Genomic DNA, 22,310 nt, shown 5'->3' with positions numbered 1-22,310 from the left:
AGTATGCAGGAAGATATCTAGGATGTAGACAATACGGAGAAGGACATCATCAGTGAAACGATCTCGCATTGATCCAGATGCTGATGATATAAGGCTGATCAAAATGGTGGCCGCTGAGAATGAATCGGCCTTTGAAGCGCTTTACAATAAGTATGCGCATACCGTCCAAGCCTTTATTTCCTTGCGAATATCCGACGATGAGGATGCCAGTGAAGTTTTTGCTGACACATGGCTGGGCTGCTGGCGTTCCTCAAAAACCTTCCGCACAGACAGCAAGGTGCTCACCTGGATACTCAGCATTGCCCGGCGGCAAATTTATATGAAACGTCGCAAACCGAAACCACCTGACCAAATGGATCAGGTGGAACTCGACTCGATAACCGATGATCAGCTGGAGCCTGTGGAACTGGTCAATAAGGATCTGACGATGGAAAAAATACGGCACAGGATTGATGCACTCCCAGCAGAAATGGCATACACGGTGACGCTGGCCTGGCTCCACGAGTTACCCTACCCGGAAATAGCCTCCCTGCTCGACGTCCCGGTTGGGACTGTGAAGTCTCGTATTGCTCGGGCAAGGCAGATCCTGCGCCCACAGTTGACCGACCTCGCTCCTGTCAAAACCCATAAAGTGCCGAGCCAGAGATAATTGAAGGGGTGATTATGACAGACCGATATAAGAGCACAAGCCCAGACAGCACAGGCCCAGTCACCGAAGAATACCGGGGTGAAGTTCAAGAGGCGCTTAGGGAAAAAGAGCAGAATGCACAGCCGGCAGTTCCAGCTTTTACTAGCGTAATGAAGGCCATCCACCAGAAGCCGTCGCTGGCAACGGATCAACCAATACCATTCATGCGTCGAGTGCGTTCCTGTGGCCCGCTTGTTCTGGCACAATTACGCCTCATACCGCGATATATCTTACTGGTGGAAATCGCGATAGCAGCGTGCTCGGTTTTAATTAGCAACGTTATGCAAGGTGCGCGTTACGGCAGTCTCGGTCTGCATATCTTTTCGAATATGCTCATGCTCAACATGGCGTTGACAATAATCCTGGTTTTTTCCATCAAAGACGATCGTGAGTTAATGCTCAGTATGCCCCTGGGACCTCAAGTTGTAGTAGCTACCAGACTGCTGCTGGCCTTTATCTCCAATATTGTCGTCGGGGGAGCAGCCTTATTGATTGTCACTGCAATTAACCCTGGAATAAGGCCCCTGCCAGTTATTGCCCAAACGATAGCCCCCATAACACTCCTGGCGAATATCGTGGCCCTCTTATGCATATGGCAATGCTCTTGGATTGCACTGCTCCTAGGGGTACTTGCACCACTAGTGAGAACTTTGCAGAACTTTCGGTCATCATTTTTCCTACCGGCATGGGTCAATTCGGTACCCACTACAACCGCAGCCTGGGCAGGGTTCATCCTCGTTACAGTGGGACTCATATCTGCTGTTATCCTTACAGCCCCTCTTGCCTGGCATACTCAACTCGCCGGTGGAGATAAAAATTAATGAACCTTTTCATCCCCTCTCGCTACTAACTAAGCAGACGGAACGAGTAGCGATCAATGTCTGGCAGCAGCCGAGGCCAAAACCAGATATGAGGAAGGTGGACGAGTTTGGCTTTCGTAGGTATACAGCTCAAGAGGCTTTATAGGCTGGTATTGCTGCCGTTTATACTGACTGCAGGCATTCTTTTTGTGGGCTTCTTACTGGAGGGCATTTGGTCATTGAGCCGCATACGGCCAGGTATGATGGTTCTCACCCAAGTGCCAGTAATTGCTGCTGGCCTATCTACAGCTTTTGTGCTCAATGGTGACCCACTCGTTGAACTTACTGAGTCAACTCCAACTGGATGGCGGAAAGTTCAAGTGACCAGGCTGCTTATCATTACCGGGGCAAATCTTACTGCCGCAGGCCTTCTCTTTATCGGCTTGCATGTGATGCGACTTTGGCCACGTGACATGGGATGGGTGAGCATGATTACCCCGGTTGGCAGTATATTCATGGTCAATTGCCTGGTTTTCCTTATAGCCGTACTTACCATGTCTATGCCAACGTCGTCGCTGGCTTCCATGGCTATTTGGCTGTTTCTATGTTTTATATGGGATCCATACATCACCGATCCGGTCCGGCAACGACTCATTCCATTGTTTATTGCAGCAGCAGGCGCAATCTTCGGATGGAACATGTGCGGTGATGCAGAGCGCAATGTTGTAAAGGTGGCAGCCCTATGAGGATACTGAGCCTTATACGCATCACGCTACTAATGTTTTATCGGCGCAAAGCCTTGTGGATTGCCAGCATACCGCTGGCACTCTTCGCACTCTTTTTGGCCTATGCTTCTCCTATGTCACCTGGATTCAGCAACACAAATGGTCTTGTCTTTACCGGACAGGTTCTTGCTATGTTCACCCCGTTGGCATACGCAGCATCCTTTAGCGACCTTATGACTGCGGGCAGGCGAACAGGTATGGACGAGCTTGAATCCACCTCCCCCTTGCCGATGGGAGTCATCAGCTCAGCTCATGTCTTGGGAGCCTGGGTCATCTGCATATCATCTTCCCTGCTTTTCCTTGTATTGATCGCAATCTACCAAGCCATCCACGGCAACGGTAAGGCAATACTGGTAGCCCCGGCAGTAGCACTTGTCATACTCTCGCCATCAATGCTGATCGCTATGGGGATATCCGCCCTGCTAGGAGCTCTGTTCCCCACGATCGTAGCCCGAATTCTTGCAGTCCTGGTATGGGCCTGGCTGGCTTTCTATACCCCCCTCTTACCAGTTCCAACGCTCAATGGCGGCCCCCTGGCAGTCATTGGCGATCCCATTGCGCAGGGATGGTTTCATACCAATCCTATGTACATGCCGGCGAACGGCCCCTTTACCGTCCAATCAGGGGTCATATCCCTGCTCTGGCAGGTGTGTATTATCTTCCTCCTTTTCACTGGTGCAAACATAGCCTCCAACCACATAAAAGCTCGGGTCTGACTTTCATCTGACTTTGAAAGGAATTACTCACATGTTTATCTCTATTGACCATCTGACCAAGGATTTTCTTGGGAGACCGGCCGCTTTAAACGATCTGACCGTTGATCTTCCACAAGGCATGATAGGGCTCATAGGACCAAATGGTGCCGGTAAAACAACCCTCATGCGTATTCTCACCGGAATAATCAAACCGACTAAAGGTAAGATTTTTATTGATGGACAAGACCTGTCTTCGCCGGCCAACAGGCGAAATCTAAAACGGCACCTGGGTTATCTGCCACAGCACATCACCCCCTACGAGAACCTGTCCCCGCTTGAATTCCTTGACTATATCGGCATCTTGAAAATGATCGAGAATAAACGTGCACGGCAGGAGCAAGCACATACCCTCCTGGAACAGGTGGGATTGGAAGACGTGATGAACCAACCTATCCGGGGCCTATCCGGGGGTATGAGGCGCAGGGTTGGCATCGCACAGGCCCTTATGGGCGACCCCCAGCTGCTGGTAGTCGACGAGCCCACAGCGGGGTTGGATCCCGAAGAGCGCATGCGGTTCCGCACGCTCCTTGCCCAGCTGGGGCAGGATAGAACCGTCATCCTCTCCACCCACATACTTGATGACGTTGCACAAACCTGCCCCTGGGTATGCGTATTACGTTGCGGACGCAGACAGTATGACGGGCCGACAGAGGGACTGATCCATGAAGCTGCCGGTCACACCTGGGTCACGCCTCCCATCGCGGCCCCGCCGAATAATGCCACAATCATCAACGCGGAACCCACCCCACAGGGGACAAGATACCGCATAGTTACCGATACACCGCCCGCGGGCTCTGTAGAAACTGCGCCCAATCTCGAGGACGGATATATGGCTTTGGCCAGCGAGCGCTAGAAACCGCCTCCAAGTATGAAAGAACGTCGATAATTATGAAAAGAATCGAGCAGAGCCTCAGAACCCTTTTCCTGATATGCGCCACAATTATGCTGACAGTGGGGCTTGTCGGCTGCACTGATGGCATGAAGCACCCTGAAGAATATTCCACTGATGGAAGCAATAAGGTTGCAGCCACCAGCAACCCGCAAACAATTTCGAAAGAAGATCTGGGTCACACCTGGCCTCTGAAGGTAGATAAAGGCACCGTGTCATGCAAGCTCAGTAAGCATGGAGACCCCATCCTCCGCTTTACCACCTCAGATGGCGCACAGTACGCGCTGAACCAGGTGCAAGACAATGAGCATCTCAAAAGCATTGAAACATTAAAATCAGATAAGAGTAAGTCAGTAGGAACTCTGATGAGTTTCGCCTTCTCGGTCTGCGACATACCAAAATAAACCAATTTACAGGGCCCAACAGATAGCCAAACGGCGGGCAACAATGACGACAGGTCAACCAGGTTGACCGCGTGGAGAATGTCCTCACATTGCATTGTCTGTCGCTGATATTACTCATTCATAGCGTCAGGCGAATACCGCTCACATTGGCCAGTGGAGAGGGCAGTTGCTCGCGAGTCTTCTGGGTAATCTGCCTGCCATAACTATCGATTTCCCCCCCCCCACCAATTGGCTTATAAAATCACTCGATAAACTGCGAGACAGTACTTTTCCCAGCACCAGACAGCCCTATAACTCACACAGTCTGATTTCCGCAAACTGTTGCATTGCTGATCTTCTAGCCCCAGCTCTGACACGGCTGACATTATGTCATCCGAATGGGGGACAGAGATACAGCGACTGGGATGACATAAGAAGCGAGAAGATCTTTTTACTCTCATGGTGTAGCGCCTCCAAAGCCGATTACGGCGATACCAATTGCGCAAACACGAAAGAGAGACAGTATGCAAACTCGCGAAGTCAAGAGACAAGAAGACCCATTGCCAGTGATCGGGGCTTCACAACCTCCTATCAATCACAAAAAACTCAGCCTGATCATGATTGGACTTATTGTCGCCGTCTCTATGACCAACATAGATTCGACAATCGTCTCCTTATCGAGTCAGGCAGTCCAATCAGGTCTGGGTCTGACCGCAAGCGGCATACAGTGGATTGTCAACGCCTACATGCTGGCTGCGGCCGCCACTTTCCCCTTCTGCGGGCATCTGTCTGATCTAGCGGGCTACAAACGCATCATGCTTTCAGGTACATTCCTTTTTGGAATGGGCAGTTTATGTTGCGGACTTGTTCCTGCAAATTCACTCTCGCTGATGCTGATGATTTTTTCCCGAGCACTGCAAGGCATCGGTTCAGCCATGATGTTCCCGGCCGCTATCGGTATTCTGTTCTCCTACTCGGCCGAAAACAAGAGGGCCGGAAACATGGCTCTGTTCTTCGCCATCACAGGAGCCATGACATGTTTGGGCCCCATTCTGGGCTCTTGGCTGATTCAATACTCCTGGCGCGACATCTTCTTTATCAATCTGCCTCTGGCTCTGGTGGCAATCGCCATGATCGTCTCGATGATTCCAAAGGACTCACCCACAACCGAACCCGGTAGTCAGCATATTGACTGGGCTGGCGGCCTGGCCGTAGGACTCGCCATGATAGCTCTGATCGTGCCGATTCAACAGGGCAGCACCGTTGGCTGGTCGGATTGGCGCATTATTGCCAGTTTTGGTGCCAGCCTTGTGCTATTCCTGGTGTTCGGCTTCTGGGATTCGCACGTTGACAATCCAATCATTAAACTCAGAATCTTCCGCAACCCACCATTCGACATTTCCCAGCTCGCCATGTTGGTAGCCGCCGTGATCTTCCAACCCATCATGTACTTCCTCAGCGTCTATGGGCTCCTTGCACTCAACCGGTCAACATTGATGACCAGCCTATTCATCCTCTACTTTTTCTTAGGTTTCCTGGTTTCCGCCTTGTTGGGCGCCCAACTCTTCAACAGACATGGCATGAAACCGGTATTGCTGATTGCCGGCTTGATAGCCGCAACGGGTTTCTCCCTCATGTCGCTTACAGCCGGTTCGCTCGATAAAGGACTGCCCTCCAATACCGTCTGGCTGTCACTTTCCATGGTGGTTGCGGGTGCAGGGATCGGATTCATGTTCTCGCCATCATCCACTGATGCGGTCAATCGGGCCATCAACGCCTCTTATGGCGAAGTCACTGCCATCAATCAGACCTTCAAAAACTTCGGCGGCGCCTTAGGCATGGCAATGCTTGGACCATTGTGCACCCATTATTTTGCCCTGGATATTCATAAGGCCTTGGGCAAGTACGGAGTAAGCGCATCCCGAGCGCAAGCCATCGCAGATACTATTGGATCCGGAACTTCGGCAGGTGCTCAATCACAATTCGCCAGTATGCCCCAATCCATGCGGAATATGATCATGCCTCTGATCAGGGCCTCCTATGCCAGCGGCAGCAGCAAGGTCTTCCTAGCAATGGGTTGTCTGTCCTTGCTATTCATTCCCTTGGCTCTCTTGTATCCCCGAAAAGGCAAACAAATTTTCGCTGGTAAGACAATCAAAAACCAATGAAGATCCCGGTTTCGAGGCTCGGAAACAGGAAAACCCGACGATTTCTACAGGCTTTTTGGCAGTAGGGTGAATAAGTGTGCAAGTCATGGGAGACATGAGTGAAAATCACTGAGGGAATTAATCGAGAAAACCAACAGCAAGACCAGCTTTCAATGAATCTGAATGGTGATCGCGGCGACGGTCAACTTGACGCGACCGCAAGAACCGATGCCCAGCGTCAACGTCTTCATAACACCTGGAACTGGTATTTCATTGTGGAAGCAGGCTGCGTAACAGGAGCCAATTGCTTCTTCTCGACTGCATCCATGACCTATAAACTTGTTTCAAGCTTTCTCATCCTCTTGCCCTGCCTGTTTTTCATGATCGTGGTTCTGCCTAGGGTATATGACAAGTCTGAAAGACTTGATCGGAAAACGGCAGATCAGCCGGTAAGCAAAACAGGAGCATATGGTTGGATTTTCGCTCTGCTGACGCTGGTCTGCCTGCCCATGGGCGCTTGGTTGGATGGTACCGCCATTCTGGCTCAGCTGTTTATCGTGCCACAACTCTTCATCGCTTTTTCCTACCTTCCTGCTCTGGGGTTGGTAGGAGTCCTGAATATAGCCTATTTGGCCATGGTTTTGGCTGGGAAAAGGTTCTTGAGTACAGATCTATCCGGCAATCTTATGCTCATGATTCTCGTAGTGGTATTCTCCGCAATGATTGGAAAGTCCTTTAATGTCCTGGCTTTGACCAACGGACATAATCAAATGCTGCTGGACAAAATGGAGTCTCAACAAGAGACGATTCGCAGACTCAGCAGAGCCGAAGGAGCGTCCATCGAGCGTGAACGTGTGGCCAGCGAAATGCATGACACGATCGCCCAGTCTTTGACTTCCATTCTGGCCTTGGCCAGGGTAGCTCATGAAGAACTGGATGACGACCTGCCTGCAGCGCGAAAGCATCTGGAAATGATCGCCAGCACGTCGAAAAGTTCTCTTGATGACACCAGAAGAATGATTGCGGATTCGGCACCGGCTGATCTGGATGGCAGGGACCTGAAGACGGCCCTGGATCGGACAGTGCATTCCACCGCAGCAAAGACAGGTTTTCAATCACAGTGCCAGATTCAACGAACCTTGCCGCCCTTGCCTAAGCAGACCGAGGTCAACCTGCTGCGTATAGTCCAGGAGTCCCTGACTAATATTTCCAAGCATGCCAATGCCCAGCATGTACAGGTGAGATTGCTTTTGAAAAGGCCGGAACTCCTGGAACTTCAGATCAAGGATGATGGTCGTGGTTTTGATATTCAAAACTTGGATTTCCAGGAGATGGAAAAGGCTGGTCATGGCTATGGTCTGCGAGATATGGCCAAACGAGCTCAAGACGCGGGTGGGCGCTGTACGGTAACCTCAGTTCCCGGGCAAGGCACCTCCATAACTGTAAATATTCCTGTCGAAAGACCAAGTAACACTACTCGACCAGATAAGGAGGAAAGATGATCCGACTGGTCATGGCCGACGATCACCCCATGGTTCGGGAGGGTATACGCAGCATGCTGAAGCGCCATGCGGATCTTGAAGTGGTTGCCGAAGCATGCAATGGCACCCAGGCCATAGAGGCTGTAGCGAAAACACGTCCGGATTTGTTGCTACTCGATCTGCGGATGCCTGATATGAACGGTCCTGAAGTCACCCGGAAAGTGCTGGCTTCTTATCCCAAAACCAAGGTATTGATCCTTACCACTTACGATTCCGACCACGATATTCTGCCGGCCATAGAAGCCGGAGCCAACGGCTATCTGCTGAAAGACGTAGAACCTCATGTCTTGGCCCAAGCTATCCGTGACACTGTTGCAGGGTCCACTGTCCTGAATCCGACCGCCGCGGAAGCAGTCAGCAAGGCGCTGCGCCCTGCGACCAGACCAGCACTGTCCGAACAAGAGACGCGTGTGCTGCGCGAGGCCGCCAAGGGTATGACCAATCGGCAAATCGCAGAGCACTTATACATCAGCGAGGCAACAGTAAAAACATACTTCAGTCGGATCTTCGCCAAATTGGAGGTCAGCGATCGCACGGCTGCAGTAGCGGAAGCCATCGAAACTCTAGGCTTGAAATCCGAGCAGTAAACCTGCTGGCCTAACTTCCATAACTGGACTAACTTCAATAACCAATAGCCCGCTAACCGATAGCCCCTTAAGCGATAGCCTCTTTCGAATCCAGGGGCAAGAACCGGCTTTTATACAAGAACAAACGTTATAAGTCTTATATATTTTCCATTCGGCCGTTCGAGACATCTAATCGTTGCTCTTTCAATCAAATCACGAGTAGGGGAGGTGCTTCATCTTTGTTCATTGACCGTGCGAGCTCAGATAAGCTTGAGCCTTCTGTTTGTCGACAGCCAAAGCGGCTGTCAGAATAAGAATCAGGCCTTCCGGAGTTTGAATCCTGGCTTCGAGTGAGTTCCACGGCTTACGTAATGGAGCTGAAGTGGAGCCAGGACGGAGGCGCTTGCATGCATCCACAATCTTGCTGATCTGCTTTTCCGTGACTGCTACGCTCAGGCTTCCTATGGACTCCATATCCGTATCAGAGTCGCCAGTATTGGAACCACTCTTACGAATCAGCACATCCTGAAAGGCCCAGCGCCTCAAGTGAATCATCATGCCCGGCATGGTGTATAAATTGATGAAACCCAATCCCTGCGTCCAGAAAACCTCTGATTCATCTAGATCGTCGCTATACAGGCACATGAACATGGGCATGAGATAGATGCCCCTATAAGGCTCCGGCGGTTCCGCATCCTTCCCCGGCTCCGGCACGGGACTTATGCCTGCACCTGCATAAGCAGTAGCTTTGGGCTGGTCATGGTTGTCCATGGCTACCTCGTTCCTTAGTTGAAGTGTTTTGAATTGGGTTGTCAAACAGAAAATGTGATACGTAGATGGAAGATACTGACTGCGTCACTCCCATTTGGCGGTTGACGGATCTATCCCGTATGCACGCGCTGCAGTTTCGATTGCGACCAGCATCCATTTCGCCAATCCTGGTTCCAATTGTTCATAGTGAGATTTGAAACGTGGGTCAGCCACATACATTCGCCCCAGAATGACATGCATGGACGGCGTCACATGGAACCATGACAAAGCCTGCCGATGCTCGTCAATCAGTTCGAGAACCTCATCTGAGGACGGTGGCAGACCTTTTCGCTTGGCTTGTGCAAGCTCACTTTCTACATTTTTGAGCCGGGCCGTGTCCTTTTTCTGCTCTTGCTCGGAGCACATGGCCTTTCGCTCCGCATACTCAAGCCACTGCCTGCTAGCACCCCAGCGTTCGTATGCTTCCGAAAAGTACTGGTCCTCCTGATCGATCTTCGTAGGAGCTGAATCATTACCTGACTTTCCCTCGGCAAGGGCTATGAGTCGGTCCAGACGATCCGCAGCTTTTCCGAGAAGTTGGATTTTCTCCTCAATTCGCGAGCGCTGTCCCTGCAACTCGTCCAAAGCAAGCGGTGTCTTGCAATCGAGCAATGCCTTGATTTGTCTGGCATTGAATCCCATCTCCCTGTAGGTCACAATTCGCTCCAGCCGTGCGACGTCATCCTGCATATATTGCCGGTAATTCGACAGTCCACGAATGGGATAGATCAGTCCTTCCTCTTCCCAGTGGCGCAGCATTCTCCTACTGACCCCTGTTAGTTCAGACATCTGACCGATGCTCAAGCCGCTCTTGCTGCCTTCGCCACTGAATTCGCTCTCATGTGTCATGCCTTGACCCTAAACCCTGCCATCATGTCAAGGTCAAATCAATTGTTTCCTGGGGATGGATGAGGCAGTGCATGCATACACCGGCCCCACGCCCCAATAACAGGTTCTTGAGGAGGCAGCTTTTGATCCTGCTTGTTTGCGAAGTATTCCCCCCTCCGATTATGAAAACGACTAAATCCAGCGTGACTCCTTTCCCATGGATGCAAATTAGCCTCGTCAGCAGCGACGTGTCCCCTGCAGGGGACAGTTTCTTTTCCCGCGTTGAAGGATTGCGCCCGTCGAACTTGCATAGGAATCAGTTGAATTCCGATTGGAAGGGGAGGCGCAATGGCATATGCAGACGGAAGCAATCACCCGCAACTGGCTGTGTCCACACAGGGGTTGGTCAAGGCCTATGGCGGATTCAAAGCCGTGGATGGACTGAATCTTCGGGTGCCGGCTGGCGGGGTCTACGGACTGCTGGGACCAAATGGGGCCGGAAAATCGACCACCATGAAGCTCCTCCTGGGATTGACGAAACCGACTGCTGGAAGCATGTGGCTGCTAGGACAGCAGGTTGGAAAGAAAACCACGATCCAGCCGGGCCGTGTGGGCTCCATGATTGAAGGACCCAGCTTCTATCCAGGCCTGTCAGGACTGGATAACTGCCGCATGGTAGCCGATTATCTGGGTCTGCCAGTTTCAGCTGCCTCAGAAGTGCTCACCAAGGTTGGATTGCGGGGATACGAGAAGAGGAAGGCGAGCGCCTACTCCCTGGGGATGAAGCAACGGCTGGGCATCGCCATGGCGCTGATCTCGCAGCCGGAGCTCCTGCTCCTGGATGAGCCCACCAATGGCTTGGATGCCGAGGCGGTGGTCGAGGTGCGACGAATGATTATGGACTTGGCCGCCTCGGAGGGGGTCACTGTCATCATCAGCAGCCATATCCTGTCGGAGATTGAAAAGATGGCTCCGGTGGTTGGCATCATTGCCGATGGTCATTTGCTCTACCAGGGGACATTGGAAAATCTGCGCGAAGAGGGTCATATCAATCTACGGGTGTCCGATCCTGGGCTCGCATCAGAGATGCTCGAAGCTCAAGGCATTCACCCCGAATATATCAGGAAGAGCGCAACCCTGTGCATTCCCGAGATACCCGATCCACAAATCGGGGCGCTGGTGACTCAACTGGTTTCGCATGGTCTGCAGGTATACCGTGTCGCTTCCGAACGCAAAAGCCTGGAAGAGGCCTTCCTCGAACTAATGGAAAACCCGCAGAACCATATTTCACAAAACTATGTCTTACAGAACCATGTAGCGCAGAGTGGTATGAAGCCGTCCGGTCTTAAACGGAGGAGCACACGATGAGCTCTGTCGAATCAATCTCCATGCGGTCCGAAGAATTTCGATTGGGAAAACCGCCACGCTCATCCCATCCCGGAGGGCTACCTGTTCTGCTTTCCATGGAGCTTCGCAAGTTGAAAGGCTCCTCATTCTGGTGGATGGCCTTGGGCATGATTGTTCTGGTTTCGTCATGGTCAGGCTTGGCATTCATGAAAAGAGCTGAATCTTCGAACCCCGCCACTCGTACCGTAGCCCTTGCACAAGGTGAGATCTACCAAACTGTTGGCCTACTGGCACCCATCCTTGCCGCTCTGCTGACCAGCCGACTTGCTGTCCTGGAGAGCGGCGAGCGCATGGATCTCAAATGGCGCTCCCTAGGACAGGATGCGACTGAGAGGTTTCTTGCCAAGCTCATAGTTGCTGGGTGTGTGATTACGCTATGTTTCGTAATTCCTCTGACGTGGGTACCGCTGGCAGCTTCAGCACAAGGATTCCATCTCGAGGGCAGTCTGGCCGAATACATACTCGTTCCGGCACTGATTGCCTGCTTCTCAACCATGGCGGTCACAGCTATACAACTCGCCCTCTCGCTGACGATAGATAAACAAGCCATAGGACTGGGTCTGGGTGTGGTAGCCGGTCTGATCGGGACTGGACTGGGCCCGATGAATATGCCAGGTCTAGGCTGGCTCTTCCCGGCAGGAATCAGTTCCGCCGCCAGCCCCTTCCTGTCTTCTGCCAGTCCTGATGGCTTTGCCAGTATGACCTTGGTTGCCAATCCCTGGCCAAAAGTCCTGACCAGCCTTCTGGCATACATTATCTGGTCGGGAATATCAGCACTCATCGTCAAGGTCAAGGAGTCAGGCCGATGAACAGGCAATACCCTGCAAACGCTATAACCATCACCCCGATGCATCGCCACAAGGCATCGATCGCCGCCGCCTTCAAATGGGAGATTCGCAAGGCCGGCAATCTCTGGTACTGGCTGGCCACCATGCTCTTCGACGCCGTAGGAATCTTCAACGGTTGGGACCAGTATCAGAGCTACAGACCGGACTTCCAGGCTCAAGGGGTGACCTGGGCAGCGGTCTGGGGGCAGGCGATCCTTCTGCCAAGCATGGTCTTCATGCCAGTCCTGGTCGCGGCCTTTGCTGCCCAAATTGAAGCCAACGAGCACAAGGGCCGCAACTGGCAGCGTCTTAATGCCTCCGGCATGGTTGGGACTGCCATAGCCGGGAAGATGATGCATGGACTGCTGGCATCCCTCCTTACCGTCGCTATCTTCGAATCTGAATTCATACTCGCGGGTGTTCTGGTAGGAGGCTTCGACCCAGAGGAACTCGGCCCCTATCTCTTGCGTGGCGTACCAATGACGTTGGCAGTGTGGGCGATTATGACTCTGACCCAGGCCATAGCCGCCAGAGCCGAATCCTTCGCTTCGACTATGAGCATCATGTTTCTGCTCACTCTGGCAGGCTGTGCGCTGTCGGTTGCCACACCGGCCTTGGCGCTGCCGTATCCGCTGGCCTTGATCACCACTGCATCCGCAGCCCGTGACATGGGCAATATCGCATCCACGACCTCTATGACAAGCTCGTGCATGGTGGCAATCCTCTGGGTGCTGATCAGCCTCCTTATATTCCGGCACCAGGCTCGCAGAGCCATCTGATCTTAAGTGCAGAGTCAATAAAGAGAGGATAACGCACTTGCCAGGCCGCACATCTCAGTGTCTGACAGCATAATGGAATACCGGCAGTTATCAGAAAGAGGCTCACCGATGAGAGCAGGCAAGAAGACTCAAGGCTGGATTCAGTTGTGGAACCGGCCATATATGACCTTCGTGGCAGTCTTTTTCTGCGCTCTCTACGAGACAGGGATGCTGACCAGGCTGATACTTGCCCCAAGCAGCGCCAACCAGACCCTCTACCAGGTCATGAAGTCTGCCAGCTGGGGCTTGCCCCTGTTTGTGGTCATTATTTTTCTCGCACTTGTCACCCTATGCCTGCGCCGCCTATATCCTTTAGCTACCCTGCTAGTTGTCAGTGGCATGCTTGCCCTGACTGCCGCAATCTATGGCTCGGGATGCACCTACCTGATCATTCCCTGGCTCGTCAGCCTCTACGCCTGCGCGGTAGAATATAAGAGCATGGCATCATTGACAGCTGGGCTGGGCAGTTCCGCCATTCTGGGCCTGTTCAGCATCGTACTCTCTGCCAATTGGCATCATGATGTCCACTTCACCGACCTTCTGTATCCGACTGGATTGACTTTCGCCCTCTGCCTGACAGTCGCCTTCCTCTCACGCTCTGTAAGGCAGTCACGCATGTCGGAGCAGGCATTGGAGGAGGAGCGCTCACATGCTCTAACTCTGGCCCATGAGCGGGACCAGGCCATGCATCAGTCCAGGGTTGCCGCCCAACTGCATGACAGCGTGGGTCACGACTTGACCGCCATCATCGCCCTATCCGAGGGACTGGATCATGCCAGCGGAAAGCCGGAGATTGATGAGGCTATATCGGTGATTAACGACCTGGCACGGCAGGGACTGGATGACACCCGAACGGCTGTCAAAGCCCTGCAATCAGAGACAGATCCAAAAAACGACCCACAGCCGGCCACAGGGGAGAGGCATGGCTGGGATGACATCAAACCCATCCTCGACCACGCCCGGCATGTCGGCATCAGCACTGCCTTGACGGAGACAGGCCGTCGGCCACAGGATTCCGAACAGGCCGACCTTGCTTTCACCATCACCAGGGAGGCGATTACCAACGCCCTCCGCCACGGACAGGAGGTTAACCGTATTGTGGTCTCCTGGGATCACAACAGCCGGGGCGGCATAGATATCACCGTTCGTGATGATGGACGAATCTTGAATAACGAGGCCGACAATATCGGTAGCAATGGTACAGGTCTTGCCAGGTTAAGAGCCGAGGTGCAAGCTCATGGTGGCAGCTTCCATTCGGGTCCTGGTTCTGATGGTTGGACCTTGCAGGCCCACATACCCTCGCTAGCCGCAATGGCAGCTAACAATATAGGCATGAAGGAGAACGCATGATCCGCATCATGATCGTCGACGACCAGCGCCCGACCCGCATGGGACTGGCACTCATGGTCGCTAAGGATCCAACCTTGCATGTGGTAGCACAGGCGGTCAACGGCCAAGAAGCTTTGGACAAACTGGCCACATCCGCCAAAAATCAACAGCCTCTGCCCGACGTGATTCTGATGGATGTGCGCATGCCTGTCATGGACGGGCTGGATGCCACCAGCCGTATCAAAAAGCTCCATCCTGAAATAAGCATTCTCATTCTGACCACCTACGACGAGGACGACTATGCCTTCACAGCTCTAGGGGCGGGTGCCTCCGGGTTCCTACTCAAGGATGTCAAGACAGCGGATCTGCACAGAGCCATCCACGCGGTGCATGCAGGCGATGCCATTCTCACGCCGCGCATCACGGCCGAAGTAATCAGGAAAGGAGTTCCAAGGCCAAAAGGCAATGATGAATCTGAGGCTCGCCTTAAATTCGCGCAACTGGGCAAACGCGAACTTCAGGTCGCTTCGCTGGTTAGTCAAGGCCTGACGAATGCGGAGATTGCCGAGCGCCTCCAGTTGCAGCATGATTCGGTCAAAAAGACCGTCAGCCGCATACTGGCAAAACTCAAGGTCAGGGACCGGATCAACATCGCCGTCCTTTGGTATCAGGCCAACATGACAAATTACTGAATAGCACCGAATACAAATGGGCTCATCTGTAGATGGAAAAGAACTATATCAGGCTGTATTTTTTGCGTCTTAACTCTTATATTGACGATAAAAATCCGCCATTTGGTTCATCAAGGACACATCCAGCTCAAAGCCCTTCGACTTCTCGAAGTGTTTGGCCGAATATGCGTTATAGCTTTCGTTGGACGGCTTTTGACCCAGTCGTCTCATGTGTTCCTTGTATTCATGGTCGAATTGCTTTCGGTATCGCACCGATTCCTGGGAATAGTAGACATAGGCGTGCCCGCGATCCTGGTATTCACGGAACCGGAATCGTGGGTTGGACTGAAATTCCTCATGGAAGAGGTTATAACTATATCTGACTGGTACCACCTGATCGTCCCGGCTCTGAGTGATGAAAATTCCCGCCTTGGATTTCTTCAAGCCATCCAAGGCGGTATAGCCCGCAAACTTCCCGAACTTCACATGCTCATACAAGCTCACGCAGGGCAGGATGAGCGAGACGGCAGGGCCAGCGATTTTTCTGCCGGGCTGACGCATCATATCGATCGAGCGATTGAACCCAGAAACCATGACCGCGGCCTTGACCTCTGGGTGAAGGTTGAGAACAGCGCCGACGGCATAGCCTCCCCAGCTCTGTCCGAACAGGAAAAGAGGGAGGCCCTTATATGATTGCTCACCCTCCACGAAACGAAGGGCTTGGTCTAGATCCTCGACTCCTTGAGGAAGCCCCCTGACGGACTTGCCGGCGCTTTCATCATTGCCGGTGGCGTCATAGGTGAAGACCAGGAAGCCCTGGGAGGTGAAGTGGTTGGCAACATCCATGTAGGTATTCTGTCCGCCGCCGCCGAAACCATGAGCAATGACCACAAGGCCCTCAGCCTTGTCCCCAGGCTGGTTCGGATTCTCTCTTGAATACTGATATCCAGCCAGTTTCTTACCGTCCTTGGACCGGAAGACGCACCGCTTCATGCGCAAGCCGGGAAAGTCTGCGAGCGCATAACGCATCCATCCGGGAGTGTCATACCGTTTTCCGAAGGTGTCCTCATAGACCAAAATAGAACCCCCGGCAGAATGATTACCATGACAAGAACAAGTACTATTGCCAGAGCCAGGAGGACCCGCCTCCATTTGCGTTTGGGCTTTGTCCTGCCTGGATTTTCTGACATTCCACTCCCTGATCGGCACCCCATTGTCTGCTTGTATAGCTATAAATCCTATAACTATAAAGCCAGTTCGACCATCAAGAACAATGCATTCATAAAGCCGACTACTCGTCAATTTGCATTCACCTACCTAGGTGGTCAAAGTTGGTATTTGAACGTTTGCTAATATTCATAGCAAGCCTGTTTAAGTGAATAAATATATCGCAATTATATTAATATATTACTTGGGAAAACCATATACTACACAAAGACTTATAAGAAGCTACAATTGCTGATATTGCGCCATTAACGTTTACTGAGCTTTAATTGACCTGTTCACAGCGCGAGTAATCAATAGCGCAAAAAGCAAGAAACATCCGGCATCTTAATTCTATCTTTACTGCTAAACAGACAGAACGACTCGATTGTAAGAATAAATCACGTCGCGAAATGAGTTATGGAGAAAATGTAACCGACAATCTACTTGTAAAATACAACACAGTATAGTTGTGTTTCTGGAAAGGCATGAGAATGCAAAAATTATGATATAGTTATCGTCCTGTTGTCATTCTCCTATGCTATATAGGCAATGTAGCTGATCAGTAAAAGAGAGACTAGGAATATGCAGGAAAACAAAAGACAACCTATAGATTATACAACAAAAGAACTTATCAATAATGCAAGAAATGACTATGACGCCATTGAGGTATTACTTAGTTCTCCACCTTCAAACCAAAAGATTCGTAAGTATATTTTCGATCATTTTTACAAGAAAAAAATAGAAGAAAAGAAGGATCTAGCCACTTCTTTATTCTCAATAAGTAATAAAAATGAGCAACCCGAAGAGTCTGAATTAAAAAAAGGCCTTGATGCTTGTGATTGGCTGAAAAATGAATCTCTCGATTTAATTGTTAACAGCAAAATGGACAAAAAAGCTGGATGGTGTTTCTTTTTTGTATTCCTTGTTACTTGTATTTTCGCCTTTTTAGTACTTTCTTATCCTTCTCCTGGGGGCAAGCAAACTGTGGCTAAAGTGTTGTCGGCTTTCACGACTGCTTTTCTTGGTGTAGTTACTCTGAATGCAACTCTGCGAAAAGATGTTCTTTCTTCTCTACCGGACGATCAACGTGAAAGTATAAGAACTTCACATCATTATCTTTCGAAACTAATCACCAAAAATCTTGTCCAAGCTGTGTCAATAATAGTACTTTTAATCGCAGCTTTGTTGCTAATCTAAAAGTTATCATCACAGAGTACAACCATTTATGATTGATTTGGCGCAGCGTAGCAAAAGGAAAGGACTAAACGACCACGCCGAAGTATTTTGTCCTGTTTATACATTGCCAATAAATAATTGTGTGGCTAGAATTACGTTTTCTAAATATCAATAACAGATACACACGCTTGACATTTGTGTGTGGATACTCTGCTATATCTTTTATGACATTGCAAAAGTTAGAGGTTGTTTAGTTAGTACTAATCTATATTTAATAGACACTTAAGATGTAGCTATAGCGTGCATAGCACTCAGTAATCGAGATTTTTATCGTAAAACATGTATGATATTGTAATTGCTATACATGACCTAGAGCTAGTCTCTTCTTAGCTGACTTGCTTAATTTAGTTACATGAGAAGATAGCTCTACGGTTTATATTTGATAGAGCGCTCTTTTTTATCTGGTACAGCAAACAATAAATAATCTGCCGCGGTTAAAAATCTAAATACTTAAAAATATTGAATTATAATTATAACATCCTATCGATGAAAACAGGATGCAGAAAGGAACGTTTCCTGAAAACGGAAACAATACCACAGTACAAGTTAATTATATTGATGCAAGGTTTACTGAAAACATGTTAACTTCATTAGGGATTGATCAAGTCCTTCTATTCAAGGAGTAGGAAGTTTATTACTTTCACGTAAAGATTCGAACTTCAGACCTATAGTAGATGTATTGTTCACAACACAACGTGAGAGTAACTCTTAGACAAGAGCTACTCCCACCGCTCAGCTGGCCTGCTGCTGGGTCAGATCATACACAGTGACGCCATCAATCGTGGTTGCGGTGTAGTGCTTGGCCACCCACTGCGAGATTTGCGTGGCAGTGTCGGAACCTCCCATCTGATGGTCGCCCATCTCACCGGCTATGTAGTAATGAATCTGCTTTTCCTTCACGTACTGCTTGAACTGTTCCAAGCTGGGGTAGGGGTCGGAACCATTGAACCCGCCAATGGCCATGACTGGCTTTTGAGAAGTCAGCTGATAGCCCGCTGCCTGCTGGGATCCTGTCGTGGCAGCAGCCCAGCGATAGGAATCGGATGCCTTTTCCAGCTTGGCGACGATCTTGGAACTGGACCGGCCTCCACCAAGCAGACTTCCTCCCTTCATCCTTTCTCCTTCTGATCCATCATGGAATCCAGATTTGCCCCTGCGCTGTGATGGCACGGAAAGCACACCCGAAGTGCTGGATTCCTCATGTGAACCCGAGGAATCCTGGCCCATGGGACCTGGTCCTTGAGAACCCATGCTGGGAGGCTGTTGACTATCCGAACTACCGCCGGGCATCTGGCCCTGCTTGCTCGGCTGTCCCAGCTGATCCGTCGGGTCTTGACCCATTTGATATGAGCCCATGGGACCGCCGTCACCACCAGGTATGCCTTGCTGCATATTGCCAGGTGCCATGCCGCCCGCCTGGCCACCGCCGGGTTGGCCACCACCAGGAGCACCCCCGGGCATACCACCGGGGCCGCCACCCATGCTCCCTGAAGTCAGACTGGGACCGGCCAGGACGTTGATCCCATGTGTCCTTGGGATACGGTGTACAGCGTCCATGCAGCAGGGCCATCCATGAGCCCTACGACTGAGAGAATGAGGGCAGCAAGAGCGAGTCGCCGTATTCGCAACAGCCCAGCCAAAGCAAACCCGAGAGCGCTCATGAGACCGATTATGAGGATGGCCCACTTGAGCCAGGGGAGCCACTAGGAGCGACCTGCCAGACTGAAATCCCAGAAGGTCGTGAAGGCGATAAGAATCGGCGTGACGATCCTGGCCCAGAGCTTGTCCCGGGCGATCCACAGACTGAATGCCCCGATAGCCACCAGAACAGCCAGGGCAGGGGCCAGAGCCACGGTGTAGTACTGGTGGAAAATGCCGGCCATAAAGCTGAAAACGAGCCAGGTGACGGTCAGCCAACCTCCGAAAGCAATGACGCTGGCCCTGCGTACATCTGTACGGACAGCTCTGCCGATAACCAGCAAGCTGATGACAATGCCTGCGAAAGCCAGAGGAGCCAGCCAGGAAATCTGCGTTCCAAACTCGCCGCTGAACAGACGGTTAAGGCCAGTCTGGCCCCACTTGCCGCCCCTGCGAACGCCACCAGCCGGCATGCCGCATCCTTCATGGCCGTGGCCGGGTATGACGGATCCTTCTTCGCTGCCGGTCAAGCGGCCGAAACCGTTGTAGCCGAAAGTGAGCTCAAGGAAGGAGTTGCGCTGGGAGCCGCCTATATAAGGTCTGTCGCCGGCAGGCACGACGACCGTCAGCAGAACCCACCAGCCAGCGGCGACGATCATGGAAATAATGGCAGCCAGTGAATCCAGGATGCGACGAACCATGCCTGTTGGTGAGGTCAGAAGAAAAGCCAGGGCAAAGCCAGGCAGTACGAGCAGCACCTGTAGTTGCTTGGTAAGGAAGCCAAACCCGATCAGAGCCCCGGCCAGGACCATCCACCAGGTACGCTTTCGATTGCCAGAAGGATGGTTGACATACTCCAGGGATCTGAGGAGCGCGTGAGTGGCACCGGTCATCAATAAGACCAGCAAGGCATCGGGGTTGTTGCAGCGGAACATGAGCGCGGCTACCGGAGTGAGCATGAAGATGAAACAGCTGACAATACCCGCCCAGTTGCCCCAGTAACGACGCACGGTGGCATAGAGCAGATAGGTGGTCGCCACCCCCATCAGCGCTTCCGGCAGGAGGATGGTAAAGGAATTCAGACCAAAGATGCGCACGGAAAGTGCCATCAGCCAGAGGGCTGCCGGTGGCTTGTCCACGGTGATGGCGTTCCCTGAGTCCAGGGACCCCCAGAGAAACGCCTTCCAGCTGACCGAGCCTGCTTGGGCCGCAGCCGAATAAAACTCATTGGCATACCCGGAGGCCGTAAGGTTGATGAAGAATATTGCACAGGCCGCAAGTAGCATAGCTCCCAGTGCCACCCAGTCTCCACGAGTCCGTCGCGGCAGGATATACGCGCGGGAAGCGTGCTCATCAGCGACTGCATCTGCGCTTGTCGATTGTGGCGGATTTTGCAAGCCTGTGAATACGGGGAAAAGCCATAGCAGCTATTAGAAGCCAATGAAGCGTTCATGATAGGTGAAGTTTGCTCTTTCTGTATGAGATTTCGTTTGCTGTCAGCCGCTCAACAAGCGGCAGCTTCTTTACCTGGATTCTGCATACGTGAATGCGAATCCTTTTCTTTTGCGGGCAAGAGGGATCCGCGCAACTCATGCTGGCGGATCTGATCCCAAACGGCAGGGGAGTCCAGGTCGACGCGAAGCCCCTCGACCTCTCGGGCCTCCATACCCTCCCTGACCCGGTGCATGCCTTCCAGATCCTTCTTCACCGTGTCTGGAATATCGACAGTCGAGCCGGCATCCTCCACCCAGCGGACTGGAAGCTCCAACATGGTCGTCCCGGCCTGCTGGGCACGCACAAGCAGCTCCGTATCGAAGAACCACTCGTCATCCTTCACCTGCGGCAGCAGGACATGTGCAGCCTGGGCAGTAATGGCCTTGAAACCGCACTGGGCATCATGGAAGGAGACCGCCAGATATGAGCGGAGCATGAGGTTGTAGGTGCGCGAAATGAATTCACGTTTGGGGGAGCGAGTGACCTGAGACTGCCGCATAAGACGCGAGCCAAAGGCGATGTCGGCCCCGCCCTGGAGCGGGGGAAGAATAAGGCTGCCCGTAGAGCCGATGTCAGTGGATAGGTCCACGTCCATATATGCGACGACTGCCCCCTGGAGCTGAGCCAGGCCTGTTTCAGGGCGTACCCGCGGCCCTTTCTCACGAGGTGCAAGACACGAACCTGGTTGGGGCACCAGTCGCACAAAGCCTTGGCTATCTGCCAACTGGCATCTGTGCTGGCATTGTCCGCAATCACGACGTTCCAGCTAAAGGGTGTCAGATCTCTGGCGTGACGATCCAGGAAGCTGCATAAGGTGGATACGGAGTCAGCCAGCTGAACTTCCTCGTTATATATAGGAATGACAATATCGGCGTCGACCGCGGCTGGGCTGCCGTAGTAGATAGGCGAATCAACCTCACCCTCTGGGATTTGCCCGCTGCCAGAAGAGCGCCTGCCAGGCACATTGGACTGCCTAGCAATGTCTCTTTCGAGAATATTCGTTGCGTTCATGCCTCATAGTAAACAGCAGCTTCTTGGGCTATTCCTCAAACTTATCTTTATAAACTGATTGGACTCTTTAAAAAGAATCATGAGGATTTCTCAATGTTTGCTGATACAGCCGTATCGAGATTAATGGTCAATATCCTTTACAGAGCGATCAAATTTGCATCGCATGCCCTCCCCATCATGCCCGAACCATAGATATTTACGTGATACAGAAAATTATCGGCATTTGGCAAACATATCTAGACTATAAATTGTCAGCTACGGTTATGGAAGCGCTCGTGCCTTTGTAGGGTATTCTTCAATCAACTGCTGCAATGCATTAAACAAGTTCCATATAGATGCAATTAATTTTGTATCTTAGTGTTTGTTTTCCTGCAGCCACCAGGAACAATTGGCCCAACGTACAGACAAGCTTTCCTGGATTTCAGAAGGATTGGTAAATCGAAAATTGCTTGACCATAAACCCAGTCTTTTTCACTCCATC

General features: G+C 51.6%; 21 protein-coding genes and 1 pseudogene. 15 read left to right on the top strand and 7 right to left on the bottom strand.

The window, feature by feature from the left end; translation table 11 throughout:
- The first annotated feature begins 52 nt into the window (after nucleotides 1-52).
- The 9 genes from FPK30_RS07450 (at nucleotide 53) to FPK30_RS07410 (ending at nucleotide 8,575) form a co-directional block, all read left to right on the top strand.
- Nucleotides 53-649: an RNA polymerase sigma factor gene (locus FPK30_RS07450; RefSeq protein WP_260804488.1), complete on the top strand. Its 597-nt coding sequence runs from the start codon at nucleotides 53-55 to the stop codon at nucleotides 647-649.
- Between the two features lie 14 nt (nucleotides 650-663).
- Nucleotides 664-1,509: a hypothetical protein gene (locus tag FPK30_RS07445; RefSeq protein WP_144085957.1), complete on the top strand. Its 846-nt coding sequence runs from the start codon at nucleotides 664-666 to the stop codon at nucleotides 1,507-1,509.
- Between the two features lie 107 nt (nucleotides 1,510-1,616).
- On the top strand, nucleotides 1,617-2,234 hold the full coding sequence (locus FPK30_RS07440) for a hypothetical protein (protein WP_144085956.1): 618 nt from the start codon (nucleotides 1,617-1,619) through the stop codon (nucleotides 2,232-2,234).
- A complete protein-coding gene (locus FPK30_RS07435) occupies nucleotides 2,231-2,989 on the top strand; it encodes a murein hydrolase transporter LrgB (protein ID WP_144085955.1) in 759 nt (252 codons plus the stop codon). The genes FPK30_RS07440 and FPK30_RS07435 overlap by 4 nt, the downstream gene beginning before the upstream one ends.
- A 31-nt stretch (nucleotides 2,990-3,020) precedes the next feature.
- The gene (locus FPK30_RS07430; protein WP_144085954.1) at nucleotides 3,021-3,881 is read left to right on the top strand and encodes an ABC transporter ATP-binding protein; all 861 of its coding nucleotides are present in this window, start codon (nucleotides 3,021-3,023) and stop codon (nucleotides 3,879-3,881) included.
- Nucleotides 3,882-3,916: 35 nt separating this feature from the next.
- Complete coding sequence (locus FPK30_RS07425) at nucleotides 3,917-4,321, top strand: DUF2511 domain-containing protein (RefSeq protein WP_144085953.1); 405 nt, start codon at nucleotides 3,917-3,919, stop codon at nucleotides 4,319-4,321.
- A gap of 461 nt (nucleotides 4,322-4,782) precedes the next feature.
- Nucleotides 4,783-6,468, top strand: a complete 1,686-nt coding sequence (locus FPK30_RS07420; RefSeq protein ID WP_332460435.1) for an MFS transporter — start codon at nucleotides 4,783-4,785, stop codon at nucleotides 6,466-6,468.
- Between the two features lie 98 nt (nucleotides 6,469-6,566).
- Nucleotides 6,567-7,949, top strand: coding sequence for a sensor histidine kinase (locus FPK30_RS07415; RefSeq protein WP_144085951.1), 1,383 nt, complete (start codon nucleotides 6,567-6,569; stop codon nucleotides 7,947-7,949).
- Nucleotides 7,946-8,575 carry a response regulator gene (locus tag FPK30_RS07410; RefSeq protein ID WP_144085950.1) on the top strand — a complete coding sequence of 210 codons (630 nt, stop codon included), beginning with the start codon at nucleotides 7,946-7,948 and terminating at the stop codon, nucleotides 8,573-8,575. The genes FPK30_RS07415 and FPK30_RS07410 overlap by 4 nt, the downstream gene beginning before the upstream one ends.
- Before the next feature lie 222 nt (nucleotides 8,576-8,797).
- On the opposite strand, the gene FPK30_RS07405 is transcribed toward FPK30_RS07410, so the two are convergent.
- A complete protein-coding gene (locus tag FPK30_RS07405; protein ID WP_144085949.1) occupies nucleotides 8,798-9,325 on the bottom strand; it encodes a VOC family protein in 528 nt (175 codons plus the stop codon).
- A gap of 84 nt (nucleotides 9,326-9,409) precedes the next feature.
- A complete protein-coding gene (locus FPK30_RS07400; RefSeq protein ID WP_144085948.1) occupies nucleotides 9,410-10,213 on the bottom strand; it encodes a MerR family transcriptional regulator in 804 nt (267 codons plus the stop codon).
- A 366-nt stretch (nucleotides 10,214-10,579) separates the two neighbouring features.
- On the opposite strand from FPK30_RS07400, the gene FPK30_RS07395 reads away from it, so the two are divergent.
- From FPK30_RS07395 to FPK30_RS07375, 5 genes are all read left to right on the top strand, one after another.
- Nucleotides 10,580-11,560: an ABC transporter ATP-binding protein gene (locus tag FPK30_RS07395; RefSeq protein WP_260804486.1), complete on the top strand. Its 981-nt coding sequence runs from the start codon at nucleotides 10,580-10,582 to the stop codon at nucleotides 11,558-11,560.
- A complete protein-coding gene (locus FPK30_RS07390) occupies nucleotides 11,557-12,408 on the top strand; it encodes an ABC transporter permease (RefSeq protein ID WP_144085946.1) in 852 nt (283 codons plus the stop codon). Before FPK30_RS07395 ends, FPK30_RS07390 begins: the two co-directional genes overlap by 4 nt.
- Complete coding sequence (locus FPK30_RS07385) at nucleotides 12,405-13,205, top strand: ABC-2 family transporter permease (RefSeq protein WP_144085945.1); 801 nt, start codon at nucleotides 12,405-12,407, stop codon at nucleotides 13,203-13,205. The genes FPK30_RS07390 and FPK30_RS07385 overlap by 4 nt, the downstream gene beginning before the upstream one ends.
- Nucleotides 13,206-13,367: 162 nt before the next feature.
- Nucleotides 13,368-14,594: a sensor histidine kinase gene (locus tag FPK30_RS07380; protein ID WP_186279446.1), complete on the top strand. Its 1,227-nt coding sequence runs from the start codon at nucleotides 13,368-13,370 to the stop codon at nucleotides 14,592-14,594.
- Nucleotides 14,591-15,265 (top strand): response regulator transcription factor, encoded by a 675-nt coding sequence (locus tag FPK30_RS07375; RefSeq protein WP_144085943.1) that lies wholly within the window; start codon nucleotides 14,591-14,593, stop codon nucleotides 15,263-15,265. The genes FPK30_RS07380 and FPK30_RS07375 overlap by 4 nt, the downstream gene beginning before the upstream one ends.
- Before the next feature lie 69 nt (nucleotides 15,266-15,334).
- Here the strand turns inward: FPK30_RS07375 and FPK30_RS07370 are convergent, their stop codons facing one another.
- Nucleotides 15,335-16,321 carry an alpha/beta hydrolase family protein gene (locus tag FPK30_RS07370; protein WP_186279445.1) on the bottom strand — a complete coding sequence of 329 codons (987 nt, stop codon included), beginning with the start codon at nucleotides 16,319-16,321 and terminating at the stop codon, nucleotides 15,335-15,337.
- Between the two features lie 711 nt (nucleotides 16,322-17,032).
- Between FPK30_RS07370 and FPK30_RS07365 the strand changes: the two genes are divergently transcribed.
- Entirely contained in the window at nucleotides 17,033-17,647 is a 615-nt protein-coding gene (locus FPK30_RS07365; protein WP_144085941.1) for a hypothetical protein, read from the top strand.
- A gap of 771 nt (nucleotides 17,648-18,418) precedes the next feature.
- On the opposite strand, the gene FPK30_RS08310 is transcribed toward FPK30_RS07365, so the two are convergent.
- The 4 genes and pseudogenes from FPK30_RS08310 to FPK30_RS08370 all read right to left on the bottom strand — a co-directional run.
- Nucleotides 18,419-18,799: a mannosyltransferase YkcB-related protein gene (locus FPK30_RS08310; RefSeq protein ID WP_232345807.1), complete on the bottom strand. Its 381-nt coding sequence runs from the start codon at nucleotides 18,797-18,799 to the stop codon at nucleotides 18,419-18,421.
- Between the two features lie 590 nt (nucleotides 18,800-19,389).
- On the bottom strand, nucleotides 19,390-20,625 hold the full coding sequence (locus FPK30_RS08305) for a glycosyltransferase family 39 protein (RefSeq protein WP_260804485.1): 1,236 nt from the start codon (nucleotides 20,623-20,625) through the stop codon (nucleotides 19,390-19,392).
- 203 nt (nucleotides 20,626-20,828) lie between these two features.
- Complete coding sequence (locus FPK30_RS08300) at nucleotides 20,829-21,413, bottom strand: glycosyltransferase family protein (RefSeq protein ID WP_232345806.1); 585 nt, start codon at nucleotides 21,411-21,413, stop codon at nucleotides 20,829-20,831.
- Between the two features lie 71 nt (nucleotides 21,414-21,484).
- Nucleotides 21,485-21,829, bottom strand: a pseudogene (locus tag FPK30_RS08370) (glycosyltransferase); the annotation flags it as partial.
- Between the last annotated feature and the right edge of the window lie 481 nt (nucleotides 21,830-22,310).

The organism is Bifidobacterium apousia, from assembly GCF_007559275.1.
GTDB classification, from domain to species: domain Bacteria; phylum Actinomycetota; class Actinomycetes; order Actinomycetales; family Bifidobacteriaceae; genus Bombiscardovia; species Bombiscardovia apousia.
The sequence above is the reverse complement of the archived record's forward strand: the minus strand, read 5'-3'. Positions and strand labels throughout refer to the sequence as shown.

What these genes read in the sequence shown, in the direction of transcription:
- FPK30_RS07445 (WP_144085957.1), top strand. Translation starts at nt 664, where the DNA reads ATGACAGACCGATATAAGAGCACAAGCCCAGACAGCACAGGCCCAGTC.
- FPK30_RS07435 (WP_144085955.1), top strand. Translation starts at nt 2,231, where the DNA reads ATGAGGATACTGAGCCTTATACGCATCACGCTACTAATGTTTTATCGG.
- FPK30_RS07430 (WP_144085954.1), top strand. Translation starts at nt 3,021, where the DNA reads ATGTTTATCTCTATTGACCATCTGACCAAGGATTTTCTTGGGAGACCG.
- FPK30_RS07425 (WP_144085953.1), top strand. Translation starts at nt 3,917, where the DNA reads ATGAAAAGAATCGAGCAGAGCCTCAGAACCCTTTTCCTGATATGCGCC.
- FPK30_RS07410 (WP_144085950.1), top strand. Translation starts at nt 7,946, where the DNA reads ATGATCCGACTGGTCATGGCCGACGATCACCCCATGGTTCGGGAGGGT.
- FPK30_RS07405 (WP_144085949.1), bottom strand. Translation starts at nt 9,325, where the DNA reads ATGGACAACCATGACCAGCCCAAAGCTACTGCTTATGCAGGTGCAGGC.
- FPK30_RS07400 (WP_144085948.1), bottom strand. Translation starts at nt 10,213, where the DNA reads ATGACACATGAGAGCGAATTCAGTGGCGAAGGCAGCAAGAGCGGCTTG.
- FPK30_RS07390 (WP_144085946.1), top strand. Translation starts at nt 11,557, where the DNA reads ATGAGCTCTGTCGAATCAATCTCCATGCGGTCCGAAGAATTTCGATTG.
- FPK30_RS07385 (WP_144085945.1), top strand. Translation starts at nt 12,405, where the DNA reads ATGAACAGGCAATACCCTGCAAACGCTATAACCATCACCCCGATGCAT.
- FPK30_RS07380 (WP_186279446.1), top strand. Translation starts at nt 13,368, where the DNA reads ATGACCTTCGTGGCAGTCTTTTTCTGCGCTCTCTACGAGACAGGGATG.
- FPK30_RS07375 (WP_144085943.1), top strand. Translation starts at nt 14,591, where the DNA reads ATGATCCGCATCATGATCGTCGACGACCAGCGCCCGACCCGCATGGGA.
- FPK30_RS07365 (WP_144085941.1), top strand. Translation starts at nt 17,033, where the DNA reads ATGCAGGAAAACAAAAGACAACCTATAGATTATACAACAAAAGAACTT.
- FPK30_RS08310 (WP_232345807.1), bottom strand. Translation starts at nt 18,799, where the DNA reads ATGAAGGGAGGAAGTCTGCTTGGTGGAGGCCGGTCCAGTTCCAAGATC.
- FPK30_RS08300 (WP_232345806.1), bottom strand. Translation starts at nt 21,413, where the DNA reads ATGGACGTGGACCTATCCACTGACATCGGCTCTACGGGCAGCCTTATT.